The sequence below is a fragment of the Dolomitihabitans soli genome (genome assembly GCF_022213955.1).
Classification (GTDB): Bacteria; Actinomycetota; Actinomycetes; order Streptosporangiales; family Streptosporangiaceae; genus Streptosporangium_A; species Streptosporangium_A soli.
The window spans coordinates 316,797-333,319 of record NZ_JAKNTW010000010.1; the positions used below are offsets into that span (position 1 = coordinate 316,797).

14 protein-coding genes are annotated in these 16,523 nt (G+C 72.5%); 6 read left to right on the forward strand and 8 right to left on the reverse strand.

From position 1 onward, the window contains the following. Positions 1 to 17: 17 nt before the first annotated feature. From MBA17_RS23215 to MBA17_RS23240, 6 genes are all read right to left on the reverse strand, one after another. The gene (locus MBA17_RS23215) at positions 18 to 401 is read right to left on the reverse strand and encodes a RidA family protein (RefSeq protein WP_238498652.1); all 384 of its coding nucleotides are present in this window, start codon (positions 399 to 401) and stop codon (positions 18 to 20) included. 17 nt (positions 402 to 418) lie between these two features. Further along, entirely contained in the window at positions 419 to 1,552 is a 1,134-nt protein-coding gene (locus tag MBA17_RS23220) for an alanine racemase (RefSeq protein ID WP_238498653.1), read from the reverse strand. Positions 1,553 to 1,583: 31 nt separating this feature from the next. Beyond that, positions 1,584 to 4,916 carry a DUF4153 domain-containing protein gene (locus tag MBA17_RS23225; protein ID WP_238498654.1) on the reverse strand — a complete coding sequence of 1,111 codons (3,333 nt, stop codon included), beginning with the start codon at positions 4,914 to 4,916 and terminating at the stop codon, positions 1,584 to 1,586. A gap of 46 nt (positions 4,917 to 4,962) precedes the next feature. Next, positions 4,963 to 5,655, reverse strand: a complete 693-nt coding sequence (locus tag MBA17_RS23230; RefSeq protein ID WP_238498655.1) for a response regulator transcription factor — start codon at positions 5,653 to 5,655, stop codon at positions 4,963 to 4,965. Positions 5,656 to 5,718: 63 nt separating this feature from the next. Then, entirely contained in the window at positions 5,719 to 7,749 is a 2,031-nt protein-coding gene (locus MBA17_RS23235; protein WP_238498656.1) for a glycogen debranching N-terminal domain-containing protein, read from the reverse strand. Between the two features lie 31 nt (positions 7,750 to 7,780). Then, the gene (locus tag MBA17_RS23240) at positions 7,781 to 8,317 is read right to left on the reverse strand and encodes a hypothetical protein (RefSeq protein WP_238498657.1); all 537 of its coding nucleotides are present in this window, start codon (positions 8,315 to 8,317) and stop codon (positions 7,781 to 7,783) included. A 397-nt stretch (positions 8,318 to 8,714) separates the two neighbouring features. On the opposite strand from MBA17_RS23240, the gene MBA17_RS23245 reads away from it, so the two are divergent. The 5 genes from MBA17_RS23245 (at position 8,715) to MBA17_RS23265 (ending at position 15,143) form a co-directional block, all read left to right on the forward strand. Then, a complete protein-coding gene (locus MBA17_RS23245) occupies positions 8,715 to 10,268 on the forward strand; it encodes a serine/threonine-protein kinase (RefSeq protein ID WP_238498658.1) in 1,554 nt (517 codons plus the stop codon). A 3-nt stretch (positions 10,269 to 10,271) separates the two neighbouring features. Further along, entirely contained in the window at positions 10,272 to 12,023 is a 1,752-nt protein-coding gene (locus MBA17_RS23250; RefSeq protein ID WP_238498659.1) for a serine/threonine-protein kinase, read from the forward strand. Continuing rightward, positions 12,016 to 13,506 (forward strand): serine/threonine-protein kinase, encoded by a 1,491-nt coding sequence (locus MBA17_RS23255; protein ID WP_238498660.1) that lies wholly within the window; start codon positions 12,016 to 12,018, stop codon positions 13,504 to 13,506. Before MBA17_RS23250 ends, MBA17_RS23255 begins: the two co-directional genes overlap by 8 nt. Beyond that, entirely contained in the window at positions 13,499 to 14,848 is a 1,350-nt protein-coding gene (locus MBA17_RS23260) for a serine/threonine-protein kinase (protein ID WP_238498661.1), read from the forward strand. The genes MBA17_RS23255 and MBA17_RS23260 overlap by 8 nt, the downstream gene beginning before the upstream one ends. Positions 14,849 to 14,948: 100 nt before the next feature. Continuing rightward, the gene (locus MBA17_RS23265; RefSeq protein ID WP_238498662.1) at positions 14,949 to 15,143 is read left to right on the forward strand and encodes a hypothetical protein; all 195 of its coding nucleotides are present in this window, start codon (positions 14,949 to 14,951) and stop codon (positions 15,141 to 15,143) included. Here the strand turns inward: MBA17_RS23265 and MBA17_RS23270 are convergent, their stop codons facing one another. Continuing rightward, positions 15,144 to 15,464, reverse strand: coding sequence for a DUF3817 domain-containing protein (locus tag MBA17_RS23270; RefSeq protein ID WP_238498663.1), 321 nt, complete (start codon positions 15,462 to 15,464; stop codon positions 15,144 to 15,146). It abuts the gene before it with no gap. Further along, a complete protein-coding gene (locus tag MBA17_RS23275; protein WP_238498664.1) occupies positions 15,465 to 16,229 on the reverse strand; it encodes an SURF1 family protein in 765 nt (254 codons plus the stop codon). Between the two features lie 115 nt (positions 16,230 to 16,344). On the opposite strand from MBA17_RS23275, the gene MBA17_RS23280 reads away from it, so the two are divergent. Continuing rightward, entirely contained in the window at positions 16,345 to 16,515 is a 171-nt protein-coding gene (locus tag MBA17_RS23280; protein ID WP_238498665.1) for a hypothetical protein, read from the forward strand. The last annotated feature ends 8 nt before the right edge of the window (positions 16,516 to 16,523 follow it).

A 16,523-nucleotide genomic window follows, 5' to 3' on the forward strand; every position in this document is an offset into this window, starting at 1 on the left:
TGTAAGACCTTATGTGTTCACCGGCCTTTGTACGCCACGAAGTCGATCTCCACCAGAATGTCGAGCAGGTCCGATCCGACGGTGGTGCGCACGGGGTAGGGCCGCGCGAAATGCTCCTTGTAAACCGCGTCGTAGGCGGCGAAATCACGCTTGAGGTGCTGCAGGTGGACGGTCGACTTCACCACGTCGTCGAGCGTCAGCCCCTGCTCGGCCAGCAGCGCCGCCAGGTTGGCGAGCGTCTGCCTGGTCTGGGTGGCCACGTCGTCGCCGACGATCTCGCCGGTCTTCGGGTCGAGCGGGCCCGCGCCCGAGGTGTAGACGAAGTCGCCCACCACGAGCGCCTGGGAGTAGGCCCCCACCGGCGGCGCGCCCTCAGACGTGCGAATCTCCTGCTTGGCCATGCTGTCACTCCTCAAGCTCAGAAATACGTGGTGATCAACTCAACCACGACGTGGCGGTCGTCCACCACCGGGAGCACCCGCCACTTGTCGAAGGCCGTGCACGGATGGGAGATGCCGAAGGACAGCAGGTCACCGGGCCGGAGGCCGGCGTCGCCCACGAGCACGGCATGCTGGTCCTGCACCTTGGCGACCGTGACGCCGCTCAGCGGGACCGTCGTACCGCCCCGCCTGATCCCCTTCACGACGGGCAGCCCCTCGTCGAACGGCGCGTCGCGTTTGCCGAACCCGGCGATCGCCATGCCCGGCTCGGGGACCGACAGCACGTGCGCCCACAGTTCGAGCGCGGGCCACAGCTCGCCCTCGATCCGGTTGAACGGCGTGCGTTCCCGGTAGTAACCGTCGTCGTGCGAGACGTAGGCCCCGCTGCGCAGCACGACCCTGGCGTGGCACGTGACCAGCTCCCTGCCGATCACGTCGAACCACTGGCTGCCCCCGACGGACAGGATCGGGTCGCGCACCCGCAGGTGCTCCAGCGCCTCCTCCAGCCTGCCCAGGTAGGCCCGCACCTCGGCCGCCGTGCCCAGCGCCCCCTCGTAGCCCGCCACGCCCGCCAGCTCGACCCCCGGCGCCGCCCGCACGGCGTCCGCGACCTTCAGCAGGTCCTCCAGCGTACGGCTCCCGCCGCGCCCGCCCTCGTGACCCAGCTCCACGAGCACCCGGAACGGGCGGCCGCCCGCGTGCGCGGACAGGATCTCCACGCCCTCCACCGAGTCGGCGAAGCACAGGAAGTCGAACTCCTCCTGCCGTGTCCCGTCCAGCTCCGCCGCGAGGGCGCGCAGCCCGGCCGGATCGACGACCTGGTTGGCCAGCAGGATCCGGCCCACTCCGAACCCGCGCAGCGTCAGCGCCTGACTCGGCGTCGCCACGGTGAAGCCCCAGGCGCCCGCAGCCCGCTGCGCGGCGAGCAGCGCGGGCGCCATCGTGGTCTTGGCGTGCGGGGCGAACGCCATCCCGTGCCCCGCCGCGAAGGCCGCCATCGTGGTGATGTTGTGCTCCACGGCGGCGCGGCGAAGCACCATGAGCGGAAAGCTGAACGGCCCGTCGAAGATCGACTCCCCGGCCGCCGAGCCGATGATCCCCTTCGCCTCCACGGCTCCCCCTGTGTGTCCGGCTGAGGGAACCCTATCCGCCCTCGCCGAACCTGATGGCAGCCGCCGGGCAGACGCCCGACGGAATGACCGGCCGTACGGCGAGCAGGTCCCTGGCCCGTTCCCTGGCGAGGTTCCAGCCGTTCCAGGGGTCGGGTTCGGCGAGCCCGTTGGCGGCCACGACGTCGGCGAGCACGCAGCTCCGTTCGGGTTCGGGCAGCTTGTCCAGCGCGGAGACGGCCTCAGCGCCGAGATCGCCCAGATAGTCACTGTCCAGCCGGTCGCCCCGGATCGCGACCTGCGTCTCCGCCACCCGCAGGTCGGGGTTCCAGACGGCGAAGGAGATCAGGCCGAGCGCGGTGACCACCACCAGGGCCCTCGGCAGCCAGCCGCCGCCGCGGCGACGGGCCAGCCGTACCGCGCCCGCCACCAGGACCAGCGCGAACACCGCGCCCAGCCACATGATCGTCGCGCCCACCGAGGCCCGCAGCCTGGTGAACCCGTACACCTCGACGTAGAGGCTGAGCCGTTGCAGCGCCGACACCAGGATCACCATGGTCAGCGCGCACAGCACGCCGAGCAGCACCGCCATCAGCCAGCGGTCCCAGCCGTTCAGCGAGATGACGCCCGCCGCGACGGCGACGATCGCCAGCACGAACACGCTGACGACGACGAGCTGGAAGAACCCCTGCCTGGCGTAGTCGGCATAGGTGAGCCCGGCCGTCGTCAGCACCCGCTGGTCCCCGCCGAACAGGACGGCGACCTGCACCCCGACGAACGCGGCGAAGAGCAGGTTGAGCGCGCCCAGCGGCAGCACCCACATGGTGCGGTTGACCTGGAACCCCAGCTTGGGCGCCTTGGGCTCGTTCACCGGCCGCAACCCGGCGAGCACCGCCGCAGCGACGAGCACCGCGAACAGGGCGAACACGAAGACGCGCACCGGGACCGAGTCCAACCAGTCGGGCACGACGAGCAGATCGCTGACGAAGCCGGAGAACACCGCGTCCGCCGAGGCGAACAGCGCCCCGAACACCACCACCAGCCCCAGCGTCAGCCCCAGGCCCGCCGCGATGGGCGCCAGCCGCTTGGGCCGCCGCCGCGTCAGCGCCTTCATCGGCCCGGCCAGGAACCACGGCAGCGGGATCAGCGCCAGCGCCACCGACAGCCCGCCGGCGAGCACCCCGAGGAACCCCTGCCCCGCTCCCGAGATCGCCAGCGCCAGCACGCAGAACCCGGCGACCATCAGCGGCGCCACCAGCCAGTCCCCGTCCAGCACCATCGCGATGGACACCAGCCCGAACCCGATCAGCCCCAGCCCCGCCGACCACCAGGTCAGCCGCTTCCACACGGCTGGCACCGCGGCCAGTCCCACCGCCAGCACCGCGATGACGACCCCGACCCCGAACCCTCCGTACGGCACCGCCACCGCGGCCACCACCCCGACGACGGCCGCCAGCGGCAGCACCCACCACGGCGCCGTCGGCACCTCCGGCCGCGGCAGCACCGACGGCGGCACATACCCCCCGTTGGGACGCCGGGGCGCGCCACCGGGCCCACGGGGTCCGGCGCCACCGTCCTGTCCGGCTCCGGTGGCCCGGGACACCCCCGACGCACGCGGCCCCACCGCCGACGCGGACGGGGACACCCCCAGCACGGGCACATCCACCCCCGACGCACGCGTCGTCGACGCGGGCGGGTGCGATCCGGGCGTCAAGGCAGGCGAATGCGCCAGCGGCCCGGCCGTCCGAGCGCGGAATGCGGCGTCCTCCGCGGAGGCGGGACGAACCGGCGCCGGCCAGCTGGGGACGAGCGGTCTGGGGGACGGAACGAGCCATGCCACGCGGGTGGCACCGAAGACGGTGCCGACGAACGCACCGGCGGCCACCGACAGCAGTCCCCCCGCTGCCGCGAGCAGCCCACTCCCCATGGAGGCCATGGTGAATACCAGCACCGCCCCCGCGATCAGCCCGAGGAAGGCCCCCCCGAGCCCCATCCCGAAAGCCGCCGGCCAGTTCCGCGGGTAAGAGGTCGCCGGCGGATACGGCGGATACGGCGGGACCGGAGCCGGCCGCCCAGGTGCCTCGCCCGGCGGCCGGCTCCCGTGGCCGCCACCGGAGGCGTGTTCCGGCGCGTCGCCGGCGGAGTCACCCGGGGAAGGAACCCCCACCGGCGTGCCAGGAGTGCCCGCCTGCGGCCCGGTCGTCCCCTCGTCCTTCCCATCGCGCCCTTCGCTCGTGAGCGCGTCCGGCTCTCCGGTCAGCACCACCCCCTGGGCTCCAGGCGAACCGGCGGCACTCTCCGGGACGCCATCAGACATTCCCTCGGCATGAACCTCACCCGGGCCCTCCTTCTGGGGGGCAGGTGTCGGCGTTGTCATGACGATCCTTCCTGGAAGATCGACCACCATCTGGCAGCCGGCACGTTCGGCGATCCGGATCGAACCGCCGTGCAGTTCGACGATCTCCTTGACGATGGCGAGCCCGAGCCCCGCGCCCCCGGCGTCCGCGGCTCTCGCGGCGTCCAGACGGGAGAACCGCTCGAAGACCCGCGCGTGGTCACCGGCGGGGATCCCGGGCCCTTGGTCCCCGACCTCGATCCGCACACCGGCTCCGGCCTCGGCGGCGGAGACGACGATCAACCCGCCGGGCGGGCTGTGCCGCACGGCGTTGTCGAGGAGGTTGGCCAGCACGCGGGCGAGCAGCGCCGGGTCGGCTCGCACGGTGAGGGCGGCCGGGGCCTCGCACCGCAGGGTCACGTCGTCGCGGGCCAGGCCGGCCTCGCGGACGGCCTGGCCGAGCAGGGGTTCGACGCTGACGGACTCGGGTTCGAGCAGCAGCGCGCCGGAGTCGATCCTGGACAGGTCGAGGAGCTGGGCGACGAGCCGGCCGAGGCGTTCGGTCTGGGCGAGTGCGGTGCCGAGGGTCTGCGGGTCGGGCGTGGAGACGCCGTCCACCAGGTTCTCCAGTACGGCGCGCAGGGCCGTGATGGGCGTGCGCAGCTCGTGGGAGACGTTGGCGACGAGTTCCCTGCGCTGCCGGTCCACCTCGCCCAGGTCGGTCGCCATCGCGTTGAAGGCTCTGGCCAGCTCGCCGACCTCGTCCCTGGAGGTGGCCCGCACGCGCTGGCCGTACCTGCCCTTGGCGATGGTCTGCGCGGCGGCGGCCATCTCGCGCAGCGGCCTGATCATGCCGCGGGCCAGGAGCTGGACCATGAGCAGGGCCAGCACCGCGGCGACGGCGACGCGGACGTTGCGGTCGATGCCGGCGTTGATGCCCACCTCGTTGACGAGGAACGCGGCGGCGACGGCCAGCAGGATCACCAGCCCGAGCTTGATCTTTATCCGGCCGAGAAAATCGAGAGGTCTCATCGGATCACGCATCGCCTGGTTTGGACTGTCATGGATTCGAGGTGGTTCAAACTGATTTGGCCAGGGCGTAACCGACACCGTGCACCGTGCGCACGACGTCCGGCCCGAGTTTCCTGCGCAGCGCGCGGACATGGCTGTCGACCGTGCGGGTGGCGGCGGCCTCGGAGAAGCCCCAGATGTCGGCCAGCAGCCGTTCCCGCTCGTAGACCTGGCCGGGACGTTCGGCCAGCCGGCGCAGCAGGTCGAACTCGGTCCGGGTGAGGTGCGCCTCCCGCCCGCCCACGAACACCCGGCGCTCGGCCGTGTCGATCTCGACCTGACCGACCCTGATCACCGTGTCCTCGGCGGCGAGCTGCACCGCGCGCTCGACCCGCCGCAGCAGCGCGTGCACCCGGGCGACCAGCTCCCGCATGCTGAACGGCTTGGTCATGTAGTCGTCGGCGCCGACGCCGAGCCCGACGAGCAGGTCGGTCTCCTCGCTGAGCGCCGTCAGCATCAGCACGGGCACCGGCCTGGCCGCCTGCATCCTGCGGCACACCTCCAGCCCGTCGAGCCCGGGAAGCAGCCGATCGAGCACCACCACGTCGGGCTCCATCTTCGCGTACGCCGTCAGGGCCCGCTCACCGTCCCCCTCCACCCGCACCACGAACCCCTCGGCCAGCAGCCTGTCGCGTACGGCGTGCGCGATGGTCTCATCATCCTCGATGAGCAGAATGCTGCGCGGTTGCGGGTTCGACATGCTCGGCAGCCTAGAACGCCCCTGTGCAGATAGCCCTAACCGGTATGTGAAGATGCGGTGCAGCTAGTCGACGACGATCCCGCCGGGCAGCCCGCTCACGACGGCCCGCCCCGCCCGGTCCACCGCCACCTCGACCTCGGCGCCCGCCACCCGCAGACCGCGTACGGACAGCGCTCCCAGGGGCGCCCCCGGGAGCGGGCGCAGCGCGACGCGGCCGGCCGGGACGTCAGGGTGCAGACCCACGGCGGTGTGCACGATCGCCACCGCGGCGGCGGCCGACCACGCCTGGGGCCGGCAGGACGCGGGGTAGGGCACGGGTCTGCCGAGCGGCTCCCGGTCGGCGCCCGAGTACAGCTCGGGCAGCCGGTAGGCGAACGCCTCCCCGGCGGCCAGCAACGACTCCGCGAGGCGCGCGGCGGGCTCGCCGTACCCCGCCCTGGCCAGCGCGGCGAGCACGATGGCCGTGTCGTGCGTCCAGACGGAGCCGCAGTGATAGGACATCGGGCTGAACGCGCGGTCTCCGGCCGACATCGTGCGCAGACCGAAGCCGCCCGACATCTCCGGCGCGGACAGCCGCGCGGCGACCTCGTCCGATTCGCCGGGCGACAGCAGCCCGGTGCCGAGAAGGTGGCCGATGTTGCTGGTCAGCGAGTCGACCGGGCGCTCGTCGCCGTCGAGCGCCAGCGCGGGATGCCGTCCGTGCGGCGTCCGCACCCAGAACCGGTCCCGGAACCGGACGGCCAGCGCCGCCGCGTACTCCCGCCAGCGGCCCGCCCCCCGCCGCCCGAACGCCTCCAGCAGCGCCGCCCCGTGCAGCGCCGCCTGGTAGGCGTAGCCCTGCACCTCCGCCAGCGCGATCGGCGGCTTCGCCCGCCGCCCGTCGTGGAACCTGACGGCGTCACCGGAGTCCTTCCAGCCCTGGTTGGCCAGTCCCAGCCCGGCCGGGTCGACATACGCCACGAAACCGTCGTGGCGGCCGAGCCAGCCGAGCGCCGCCTCCAGGTTCGGCAGCAGCGCGGTGACCTCCTCGGTGGGCATCCCCCACCGCCAGGCGTCGTGCAGCAGGCTGATCCAGAGCGGGGTGGCGTCGATGGTCCCGTAGTAGACGCCGGGCAGCCGGAGGGTGCCGCTCCGGCCGGTCAGGACGAACTCGCCGCGCCTCAGTTCATGCATGATCTTGCCGGGCTCCTCGGCGGACCGCGGGTCGAACCGGGTGCCCTGGCGGCGGGCCAGCACCCGCAGCGTGCTCGCCGCGAGTTCGGTGCCCAGCGGGAGCATCATCCGGGCGGCCCAGATGGCGTCCCTGCCGAACAGCGTGAGGTACCAGGGCACGCCCGCCCCGAGGAACGTGTCGCCCGCGGCGTCCGACATCCGGAGCGAGCGCAGGTCGTCGAGCGACCGCTGGAGCAGCCGCGCCACCCGCCGGTCGGCACCCGTCACGACCGGCGACCCCCATTCCACCTCGCGCCGGGCCCCCGCCACCACGGCCCCCGGATCGGTCACCGCCACCTCCCACCGCAGCGCGGCCCGTTCCCCGGGCGCGACCACGACCTCCCACACCAGCGCGCTCCCCTCGGCCCGCGCCGCCTCCCCCACGGCCGCCACCCGAATGTCCCCCTCCCCCCAGACCAGCCGCCCGCCCCCCGAACCCGCCACCGGTACGGCAGAGCCCGCGAAACCCGACTTGACCCGGTCGATCGGTGCGAAGTCGCAGGCCAGCTCCATCGAGACGGCAGCCGTGACCGGGGCGGCGGCGGCCGAGACGATCTCGATCGTCTCGCTCATCCCGCCGGCCACCACCTCCCGCACCCGCTCCACCCGGACGGTCGGATCCGGCCCGTCGTCTCCCAGCCACCGCAGGATCGACACGAAACGCGTCACGCCCGGCCCCGTCGCGGCCTCGGCGACCGCCTCCGGCTCCTTACCGTCGACGAGCAGCCTGGCCTGCGACAACACCCGCGTGTCGGCGTGGAAGAGGCCGTGCGCGCCCGCCGCCCTGAGCTGCCCGTCACGCCCGCCGACCGCGGTCGTCGGGGCCATCACGGTGCTGACGAGATCATGCAGGGACGGCTGGAACCGGCGGCGCACGGACATCCCTCCACCTTCGCCGCCGCTCAGCCCGTTGTCATGCGACCACGCGCGCGAGCAGCCGCCGATCCTCAACCGCGAGCTGCCGCTGGAGCCGGCTCGCCCGGACAAGGGAGTCCGCGACCTCGCACACCCGGGCGATCTCGACGTCCGCGCACGACATCTCGGCCAGCCGGTGTTCGTTCAGCCACCGCACGACCTCGGCCCAGGAGTACAGACTCACCCGGGGCCGCCGGATCCTGGGCGCCGGAAAGCCCCCCGGCCCACGGCGGCCCACCGCCCAGTGGTCGGCGGTGGCGAACGTCCTGCCCGCCCGCTCCGCGATCTCCGCGAGGGTGACCAGATCCTCGCTGACCGTGGTCACCTCCACGCCGGCGGTCCTCCCCTGGGCGATCGCCGAAGCCACCGCCTGGACCGCCGTATCGGCCTCACGATCGAAGGAGGCGATACCGGGGCCGCCGGTGCCGGGATCCAGTGAGACGGTCGCGTCATCCCATCCGGCCTCGTAGAGGGCGTCGATCACATCGTCACCAGCGGGTGCGATGAATCCCAGCTCGAACGCGTATACCGGCATACGATCACTCTCCTCCCGTGCCATCCGGATCACGGTGACACTGCTCGACGAGGCGCCGGAGCCGTCTCGCATGGCCCTCGGGAGATCTCGGAGTCGACCAGATCGAGGTCGGGGGCCTGCACCCCTCGTGTCCACCAGGACAACGCGCTCGTCCCCATGCATGCCCTCCTGATCTTTCGACCGTCCACCCGGCTGCGATCATGTCATCGACCGCGGCACGGATCTCCTTGTTCGGATGCCGATCCATGTAGAGATAATCCTACAACAAGGCCGTTCACGTCACGCAAAGTAGATGATCCACCGCTGTCAGTAATGGAGCGGCAAAGCTGCCAGGTGGCTCGAATGGTGGTTAGTGGCTATTTTGCTATGGGCCACAGACGTCGGACGGGAGAGTCCATTGATCGGCGCTCGACGGCTCGCCGGGCGGTACCGGCTGCTGAACCCTCTGGGCGAGGGAGCTCTCGGAACGGTCTGGCTGGCGGCGGACGATGTGCTGGGCCGCGATGTCGCGGTCAAGGAGGTACGGCTCCCGCCGGGGCTGGAGGAGTCACGGCGCAGGGAGATCTGCGAAGCGGCGGTGCGCGAGGCGAACGTCGCAGCGCGGCTGAAGCATCCCTCGATCGTCACCGTGCACGACGTACTCATCGAGGACGGCAGCCCCTGGCTGGTCATGGAACTGCTGAGCGGCACGTCGCTCGCGGAGACCGTCAGGCAGCAGGGGCCGCTGCCGCCGCACCAGGTCGCCAGGGCCGGGATGCACCTGTTGTCGGCGCTGACCGTCGCGCACGCCGCCGGAGTGGTGCACCGGGACGTCAAACCGAGCAACGTCTTCCTCACCCGGACCGGGCGCGCGGTACTCACCGACTTCGGGATGGCCGCCATCGAAGGCGAGCCGTCGGCGAACCGGACCATGCACCTGGTCGGGGCGCCCGCCTTCATCGCCCCCGAGCGGTTGCGCGGGGAGCCCGACGGACCCGCGGGCGACCTGTGGTCACTGGGCGCCACGCTCTACTTCGGGGTGGAGGGGGTCGCACCGCATCACTCCGAGTCGCCGATCAGGGTGCTGACCATGGTCCTCACCGAACCGCCCAGGCTCCCGGAGCGCGCGGGACCGCTCGGGCCGATCCTGATGCGGCTGCTCGGCTCCGAGCCCGCGGACCGCCCGCCGGCGGCCGTGACGGCCGACATCCTGCGCGGCATCGCCGGGGTGCGACGGCAACCGCCGGACACCCCGCCGACGCCCGCCGTACGGCAGGCGGCACCGCCCGCGCCACGGCGTCGCCGTACGGGACTGGTGCTGGCGGCGGCGGTGGCCGCGCTCGCGGCGATCGCGGCGGGGACGGCGTTCGGCGTGAACGCGGTCACCGGCACGGAGAAGGCGGCCGCGCCGAGCCCTTCGCCCACCCGGCTGAGCGAGAGCCCCGGCAAGTTCGGCATCCCGGTGAAGTTCTGCGAGACGCTCACCGCCGAGCAGGTGGGCGGTCTGGTGACCGACTCGCTGAAGAACAAGAAGGGCACGCCGAACAACAAGGGGGGATGCGAGTGGCTGGGGAAGGGGATGGGCCTGTCCGCCGAGCCGGTGGGCTTCGAGGAACAGTGGGGCTCCAGCCCGCAGCGGGCCCACGAGCGGTTCGTCAGCCAGCGGAACCTGACCATCCCCTCGGGCACGGTCGGCTGGGCCTGGCCGGAGGTGGGCGTCGCGCTGCGCTCGGCGCGGGCGACGGCGGCCGAACCGGTCTCCGGCATTGGAGACGAGGCCTACGCCTATCACCAGTACGACAACCGGTCGCATCTGAAGCTGGAGCAGAGTTCCATCGTGATGCGGGTGGACAATCTGGTGGTGGAAGTCGGCTACACCGTCATCGACGGCAAGCGTGAGGAGAAGGACATCCGCGAGGGCGCGAGAACGGCTGCGAGATGGATCGCCCAATCGTTGCAGCGGACGGGATGATCGATGGACAACACCTCGCTTGAGCAGATGATCGGCCGGATCGGTCCGATGCCGCCGCAACGGGTCGCCGGCATCGGCCTGAACCTGCTCGCCGAACTGTCGGCCGCGGGCGGCACCCGGAGCGTACGGCCGGACCTGGTCATGCTCGCCCCCGACGGCCGGGTGTCCCTCGCCGACGACACCGGTCAGAACCCGCCGCCCGCCGGATACACGCCGCCGGAGGGGATGGCCGGGCCGGCCTCGGCGCTGTGGGCCCTGGGCGCGACGCTCTACACGGCCATCGAGGGCCGGCCGCCCGCCGCCGGCTCGTTCGCCACGCACGCCGGCCCGCTGGGTCCCATCCTGCACCGCATGCTCTCCCCCGACAGCGCCCAGCGGCCCGACGCCACCACCCTGTGGGCCCAGCTCCAGGACATCGCCGCCAACCGGCCCCCCGCCACTCCGTCGTCCCCCCGCCCCACCCGCGCGCCCGCCACGAACCCCCTCCCCGCCGCCAACCCCCACCACGGGCCGCCCGCCACCCCCGGCACCGCTCACGACCCAGGCCACGCCCCCGGGCCCGACGTGGGCGCCGGCCCTGCTCCCGGTCCCGCCCTGCGGCACGCCCCCGACCCGAACCCGGGCCCTGAACCCTTCCCCTCCCACAGCCCTGACCCTTACTCGGGACAGGGACGTGACACGGATCGCGACCCCGGCCTTGACCCCGGCCTCGAAGCCGGCCCAGGACACGTACCCGAGCCCTGGCCCGGACACGGCCCCGGGTACAGCTCAGACCGTGGGCCCGGCGGCCTTCACCCTGATCCCGGACCCACCTCCGGCCCCGGACCCGGCTGGGACGCGGGACCTGGGCTGGGCTCAGGACCCACCTCCGGCCCCGGACCCGGCCCGAACGCCGGACATGGACTGGGACCCGGACCCACCTCAGGGCTCGGCTCGGACACCGGACATGGACTCGGCCCCGCCCCGGACGCCGGTCCCGGGCCGGGCTCGGGCCATGCCGACGGCCCTGGGTCCGTGCCCGCGTTCCTGCCCCCCGGCACCGCGCCGACCCAACCCCCGTTCGCCGACCTGCCCAGGCGTAACGGTGTCCTGGTCCCCCGGTGGGTGATCGCGTTGGCGGGGGCGCTCGCCGTGGCGATGGCGGTGTCCATCGGCGTACTGGCGGCCCCCCTGCTCGGGGGCGGGAACGCACCCGCCGCCTCGCCCTCGCAGACCCCGAGCGCCGCCCCCGCCGACGGGGAGAAGGGCAGGTTCGCCGCCGCCCCCCGCGCGTGCAGCCTGCTCGACGACGCCGTGGCCGCGGAACTGGTGCCCACCTTGAAGATCTCCGAGGTCGCGCCCGGCGAGTGCAACTGGCTGGCGAGCGACTGGCGGCTGCCGAACGGCGCGAAGTACGACCTGAGGCTGCGGATCACCTTCTACAAGCCCGACGGCAACGAGGTGACCAAGGCGCGGGAACACTTCACCGGCAGGCGCGACGACCTGGCCGGCAAGGTGAAGTACTCGACCCCGAAGCCCTCCCCGCCACAGCCCGTGAACGGCATCGGCGACGAGTCCCTGACCTTCACGGAGATCAGCTCGATCAACCTGTACGGCGGTTCGACGAAGAGCCTCCTCCTCATCAGGGTGAGCAACGTCATCGCCGAGATCGAGTACGAGCACGGCGGCGCCAAGGGCGACAAGGACGGCAGGCTCGCCACGGGAGCGGAGAAGGCGGCCCGCGCCGTCGTGGGAGCGTTGAACGACCGTGACTGATCCCGGCGTCCCCCCGGTGCTCGCCGGGCGCTACCGCGCGGTGGAGCTCCTCGGCTCCGGCGGCATGGGCGTCGTCTGGCGGGCCGTCGACGAGATGCTGCACCGCGAGGTGGCCATCAAGGAGGTACAGCCGGCGCCGTACCTCGGCCCGGCCCAGCGGCGGGAGCTGAGCGAGCGCACACTCCGTGAGGCGCGTGCGGCGGCCAGGCTGGCGCATCCCGGCATCGTGGCGGTGCACGACGTGATCTCGCAGGACGGCCGGCCGTGGATCGTGATGGACCTGGTCAGGGGAAGGTCGCTGGACCAGGTGGTCAAGGAGGACGGCCCGCTGCCGCCCGCCGCGGCCGCCGCGGTCGGGCTGGCCGTGCTCGACGCGCTCGCGCTGGCCCACAGCCAGGGGATCATGCACCGGGACGTCAAACCGGCCAACATCATGATCGCGCACGACGGGAGCGTGCTGCTGGCCGACTTCGGCATCGCCACCTTGGAGGGCGACGCCGGGATCACCTCGCCCGACAACCTGGTCGGCTCGCCCGGCTACATCGCGCCCGAGCGGCTGCGCGGCATCGAGGACGGCGCGGCGGCGGACCTGTGGTCGCTGGGCGCCACCCTCTACACCGCCGTCGAGGGCCAGGCGCCCTTCCACCGGGCCATACCGGTAGCCACCCTCGGCGCGGTGCTCACCCAGCCCACCCCCGAACCCGGAAGGGCCGGGCACCTCGGTCCCGTGCTGCTCGCCGTACTCGAAAAGGATCCTCAGCTGCGGCCGGGGGTCGCGGAACTGCGAGAGGCGCTGCGCAAGGTGGCGGGCGGGCTGCCCGCGGCGTTGCCGGACGGCGGGCCCCGGCGGCGCGGCCCGCGCGGACGGATCCGGCTGATCGCCGTGCTGGCCGGGGTCGTCGTGGTGGCGGCGGCCGGCACGACGTTCGCGCTCACCCGCGCGGAGGACCGCCCGCCGCCGCGGCCCGCGCCGAGCGCCGCCGAGGCGGATGCCGGGCGTTTCACCGAGCTGCCCGACCCGTGCGAGCTGGTCACCGCCCGGCAGAGCAGGGCCGTGGCGCCGGGGACCACCCCCGATCCGGATCGCGACGACGCGAGGTTCTGCGACTGGGGCGGGCCGACCGAACCCGTCTGGCTGCGGGTCTCGCTCACCCTCCACCGGCCGGCCCAGGGGCTGGACGCACCCGCCGTGGCCCAGGAGTTCCTGCTGGCCCGCCGTACCAAGATCACGGCCGACGCGGGCACGGGCGTCTGGGGCAGTGTGCGGCCCGTCCAGGACGTGACCGGCGTGGGCAAGGACTCCTTCCGCCACGACACCGTCTCGCTGGGCTCCCGCGCCTACAGCACGATCGACTTCAGGTCGAGTAACCTCCTGGTCGAGGTCCAGCTCTCCGAGAAGGCGGAACAGCCGACCCGGATCCTGCGCCGCAACGCGCTGGAGACCGCCCGCGCCGTCGCAGAGGAGCTCAACAGCCGTGACTGACACCGGTCTGCTCGGGGGGCGCTACCGGCTGCTGGAACGGCTCGGCTGGGCCTGGCGGGCGCGCGACGAGCTGCTCCATCGCGACGTCGCGATCACGGAGGTACGGCTGCCGCCACCGAGCCGGGAGCGGGACGAGCTGGTCGCGGGCATCCGGGCCACGGCCGCGCTCCGGCACCCCGACATCGTCACGACGCATGACGTGTTGTCCTCCACCGACCGGCTGTGGGTGGTCCAGGAACTCGTCGAGGGGCCGACCCTCGCGCAGGCGCTGCGCACGAGCGGGCCGTTGCCCGCCCGGCGGGTGGCCCTGATCGGCCTGCGCGTCCTGGCGGCCCTCACCGCCGCGGGCATGCCGCACGGCGGCCTCACCCCGAACACCGTCATCCTGACCGGCGACGACGGCGTGGCGGTGATCGGCTTCGGACTCGTCAGCGGAACCGTCACCGACGATCTCCACGCCCTGGGCGCACTGCTCTTCACCGCCGTCGAGGGTCACGCGCCGGACCGGAACACCACGCCGATCTCGCTCGGCGGCACCCCGCTGAGCGACCCGCACTCCAGCAGGATGCCCTCCGGCCCGCTCGCTCCCCTGCTGTACGGCCTGCTCGACGACGACCCCGCGCACCGCCCCGACGCCCGCTCGGTGCGGCTGACCCTGCAACGCGTGGCCCCGCCCGGCCGGCGGCACACCCGCACCAGGCTCGCGGCCCTCGCCGGGACCCTGCTCCTCGCGGCGGCCTTCGCCACCACGGCGGTGATCGTACGGCCCGCGCCCCCGGCCCGGCTCCCCGGACCGGGCCCGACGTCGGCCGACCCGTCGGTGTCGCTGCCGTCCCACTTCGCCGCCGCCCCCGACCCCTGCAAACTGATCACGCGGGAGCAGGCGGCCGAACTGTCCCTGGCGGCGGCGCCCGAGGCGGAGAAGGGCGAGTGCCGGTGGCGGCCCGCCGACGACCACAACTCGGTCCCCTCCAACCTCAGGTACAGCCTGTGGCTCCAAGTGCGGCACTACACGCCCAAGTTCGGCGACACCGCCGAGGAGCGCGCTCGGGTGAACCTGGTGCGGTTCCGCCAGAATGACCTCGGTCAGAAGAAGTCGCCCGCGGGACTGCCGCTCACGCTGGTCGTCCCGCCCCGCGACCTGCCGGGAACGGGGCACGCGGCCTACACCTTCGAGGCGACCAACACCCTGTCCTACAACTCGGCCGTGGTGCTCCGCGTCGCGAACGTGATCGTCGCCGTGCAGTACGAGCGCGCGATCGGGAAGGATCCACGGCACACCGGCCGCGCGGGGGCGCACAAGACCGCACGGTGGGTGCTGGAATCACTGGCCGCCGGATGAGGAACCCTTGGCGGGTGCTCACTCGTTCACCAGGCGACGCACAATGGGCAGGGCGGGTCTCCGCTCGCCTCGTCAGACGAATCAGATGAAAGGGCCGACCATGTCGCCACTGGGAAAGTATTACATCGGCGCCGCCGTGGTGTCGGTGATCGCCCTTCTTCTCCCGATCCCGTCACTGATCAGCTGGATCATCGTGCTGGGCGTGCTGGGAGCCCCCGTCGTGGGCTACTTCATGCTGGACCCGTCGCAGCGTGAGCGCCTCAAGAGGGTGCGCCGCAAGGGCATCGGCCGCTGATCAGGCGGTCGCGGTCGCGGCCACCTGCTCGTGCACGCGCTGGGTGACCTTGCGTTCGATCACGAACGAGAGGAGGGGGACCGTCCCCGCCAGCAGCACACCCAGCGTGTACGGCCAGTTCCAGCGCGCCTTGAGCCCGAGGTTGAGCGCGGCGAGCAGGTAGACCGCGTAGAGGAAGCCGTGGATCGGCGAGATGATCGACACCGGGCCGGGAATGTCGAAGCCGTACTTCAGCACCATGCCGGCGACCAGCAGCAGCAGCATGCAGCCGACGATGTAGGCGAGCACCCTGAAGGGCTTGAGGGCGGATTCCACGATCATCTACCTCGTTGCAGATTCGGACAGGGGCACGGGTTGCGGGGCAGGCGGGGGATTCTTCCGGCTGCGCACCGCGTCCCGGACGAAGTGGAACCACATGAAGACCGCGAACGCCCCGAACAGCCACCAGTTGAGGGCATAGGCCAGGTTACGCCAGTTGAAGGGGCCCTCCTCGCGGGGCGCCTCGGCGGCGACCGCTTTGAGGGGCACCGCCGGGGCGGGGGTCTGCGCGCTGGCCACGACGTAACCGTCACGCAGCCGCTTCCCCTGCCACACGTTGACCAGCTCGGCGGTGGAGATGCTGAGCAACTGGCCGTCGGGGAGCCGCCTGACGTCCCGCCGTACGCTGTCGACCTGCTCCGAGGGGCGCAGCCGCCCGGCGACCGCGACCTTCCCGCCGGGGACCGTCGCCGGGTCGCCGGCCTGGGCGACCCAGCCGCGCACGACGGGCAGCGCCGTGCCGTCGGCCAGGTCGAGCGGGGCGAGCACCCAGAAGCCGCCGTCGCGGCCGGTGACGAGGACCTGCCGGTCGGCGTCGAAGGTGCCCTCCGCCGTCACCCTGCGGCTCACCGCGTCGGCGGTGAGATGCCTGCCCGGCTCGGAGAGCGTCGTGACGCCCACCGGGGCCGGATCCCTGGCCGCGCGCGGCGCTCCCGAATCCTCGAACACACCGAGCTGCCACCGGCCGAGCAGGACGAAAGAGGCCAGAACCGCGATCGTCACCAGGTGCAGACCCACCAAACTGGGCGAGAGCACGGTCTTGAGCATGGCTCCACGCTATCCGCCCGGCAGGTCGGTCCCGTCCGCGGCACCCCGATACCCATCCCCGCCAAGTCGGACATTCGGGTGTCGGTGACGACCTCTCTGTCGTTAGAGTCGTCTCATGTCTGATCCGCAGATCGATCCCGCGGGAAACACACAGCAGTTCCGCGCCTTCGCCCAGAACAATGAGCAGGAGACCGCCAAGCAGCGGACCTCCTACGTGATCCCGATCACCATCGCGGTGGTCGCGGTCGTCATCATCGCTGTGGGAGCCTTCCTTCTCCTGAGCTGAACCGGGCG

Excerpts from the sequence above, each read along its gene's own strand:
- MBA17_RS23215 (WP_238498652.1), bottom strand. The coding sequence starts at position 401 with ATGGCCAAGCAGGAGATTCGCACGTCTGAGGGCGCGCCGCCGGTGGGG.
- MBA17_RS23225 (WP_238498654.1), bottom strand. The coding sequence starts at position 4,916 with ATGAGACCTCTCGATTTTCTCGGCCGGATAAAGATCAAGCTCGGGCTG.
- MBA17_RS23230 (WP_238498655.1), bottom strand. The coding sequence starts at position 5,655 with ATGTCGAACCCGCAACCGCGCAGCATTCTGCTCATCGAGGATGATGAG.
- MBA17_RS23235 (WP_238498656.1), bottom strand. The coding sequence starts at position 7,749 with ATGTCCGTGCGCCGCCGGTTCCAGCCGTCCCTGCATGATCTCGTCAGC.
- MBA17_RS23240 (WP_238498657.1), bottom strand. The coding sequence starts at position 8,317 with ATGCCGGTATACGCGTTCGAGCTGGGATTCATCGCACCCGCTGGTGAC.
- MBA17_RS23250 (WP_238498659.1), top strand. The coding sequence starts at position 10,272 with ATGGACAACACCTCGCTTGAGCAGATGATCGGCCGGATCGGTCCGATG.
- MBA17_RS23265 (WP_238498662.1), top strand. The coding sequence starts at position 14,949 with ATGTCGCCACTGGGAAAGTATTACATCGGCGCCGCCGTGGTGTCGGTG.
- MBA17_RS23270 (WP_238498663.1), bottom strand. The coding sequence starts at position 15,464 with ATGATCGTGGAATCCGCCCTCAAGCCCTTCAGGGTGCTCGCCTACATC.
- MBA17_RS23275 (WP_238498664.1), bottom strand. The coding sequence starts at position 16,229 with ATGCTCAAGACCGTGCTCTCGCCCAGTTTGGTGGGTCTGCACCTGGTG.
- MBA17_RS23280 (WP_238498665.1), top strand. The coding sequence starts at position 16,345 with ATGTCTGATCCGCAGATCGATCCCGCGGGAAACACACAGCAGTTCCGC.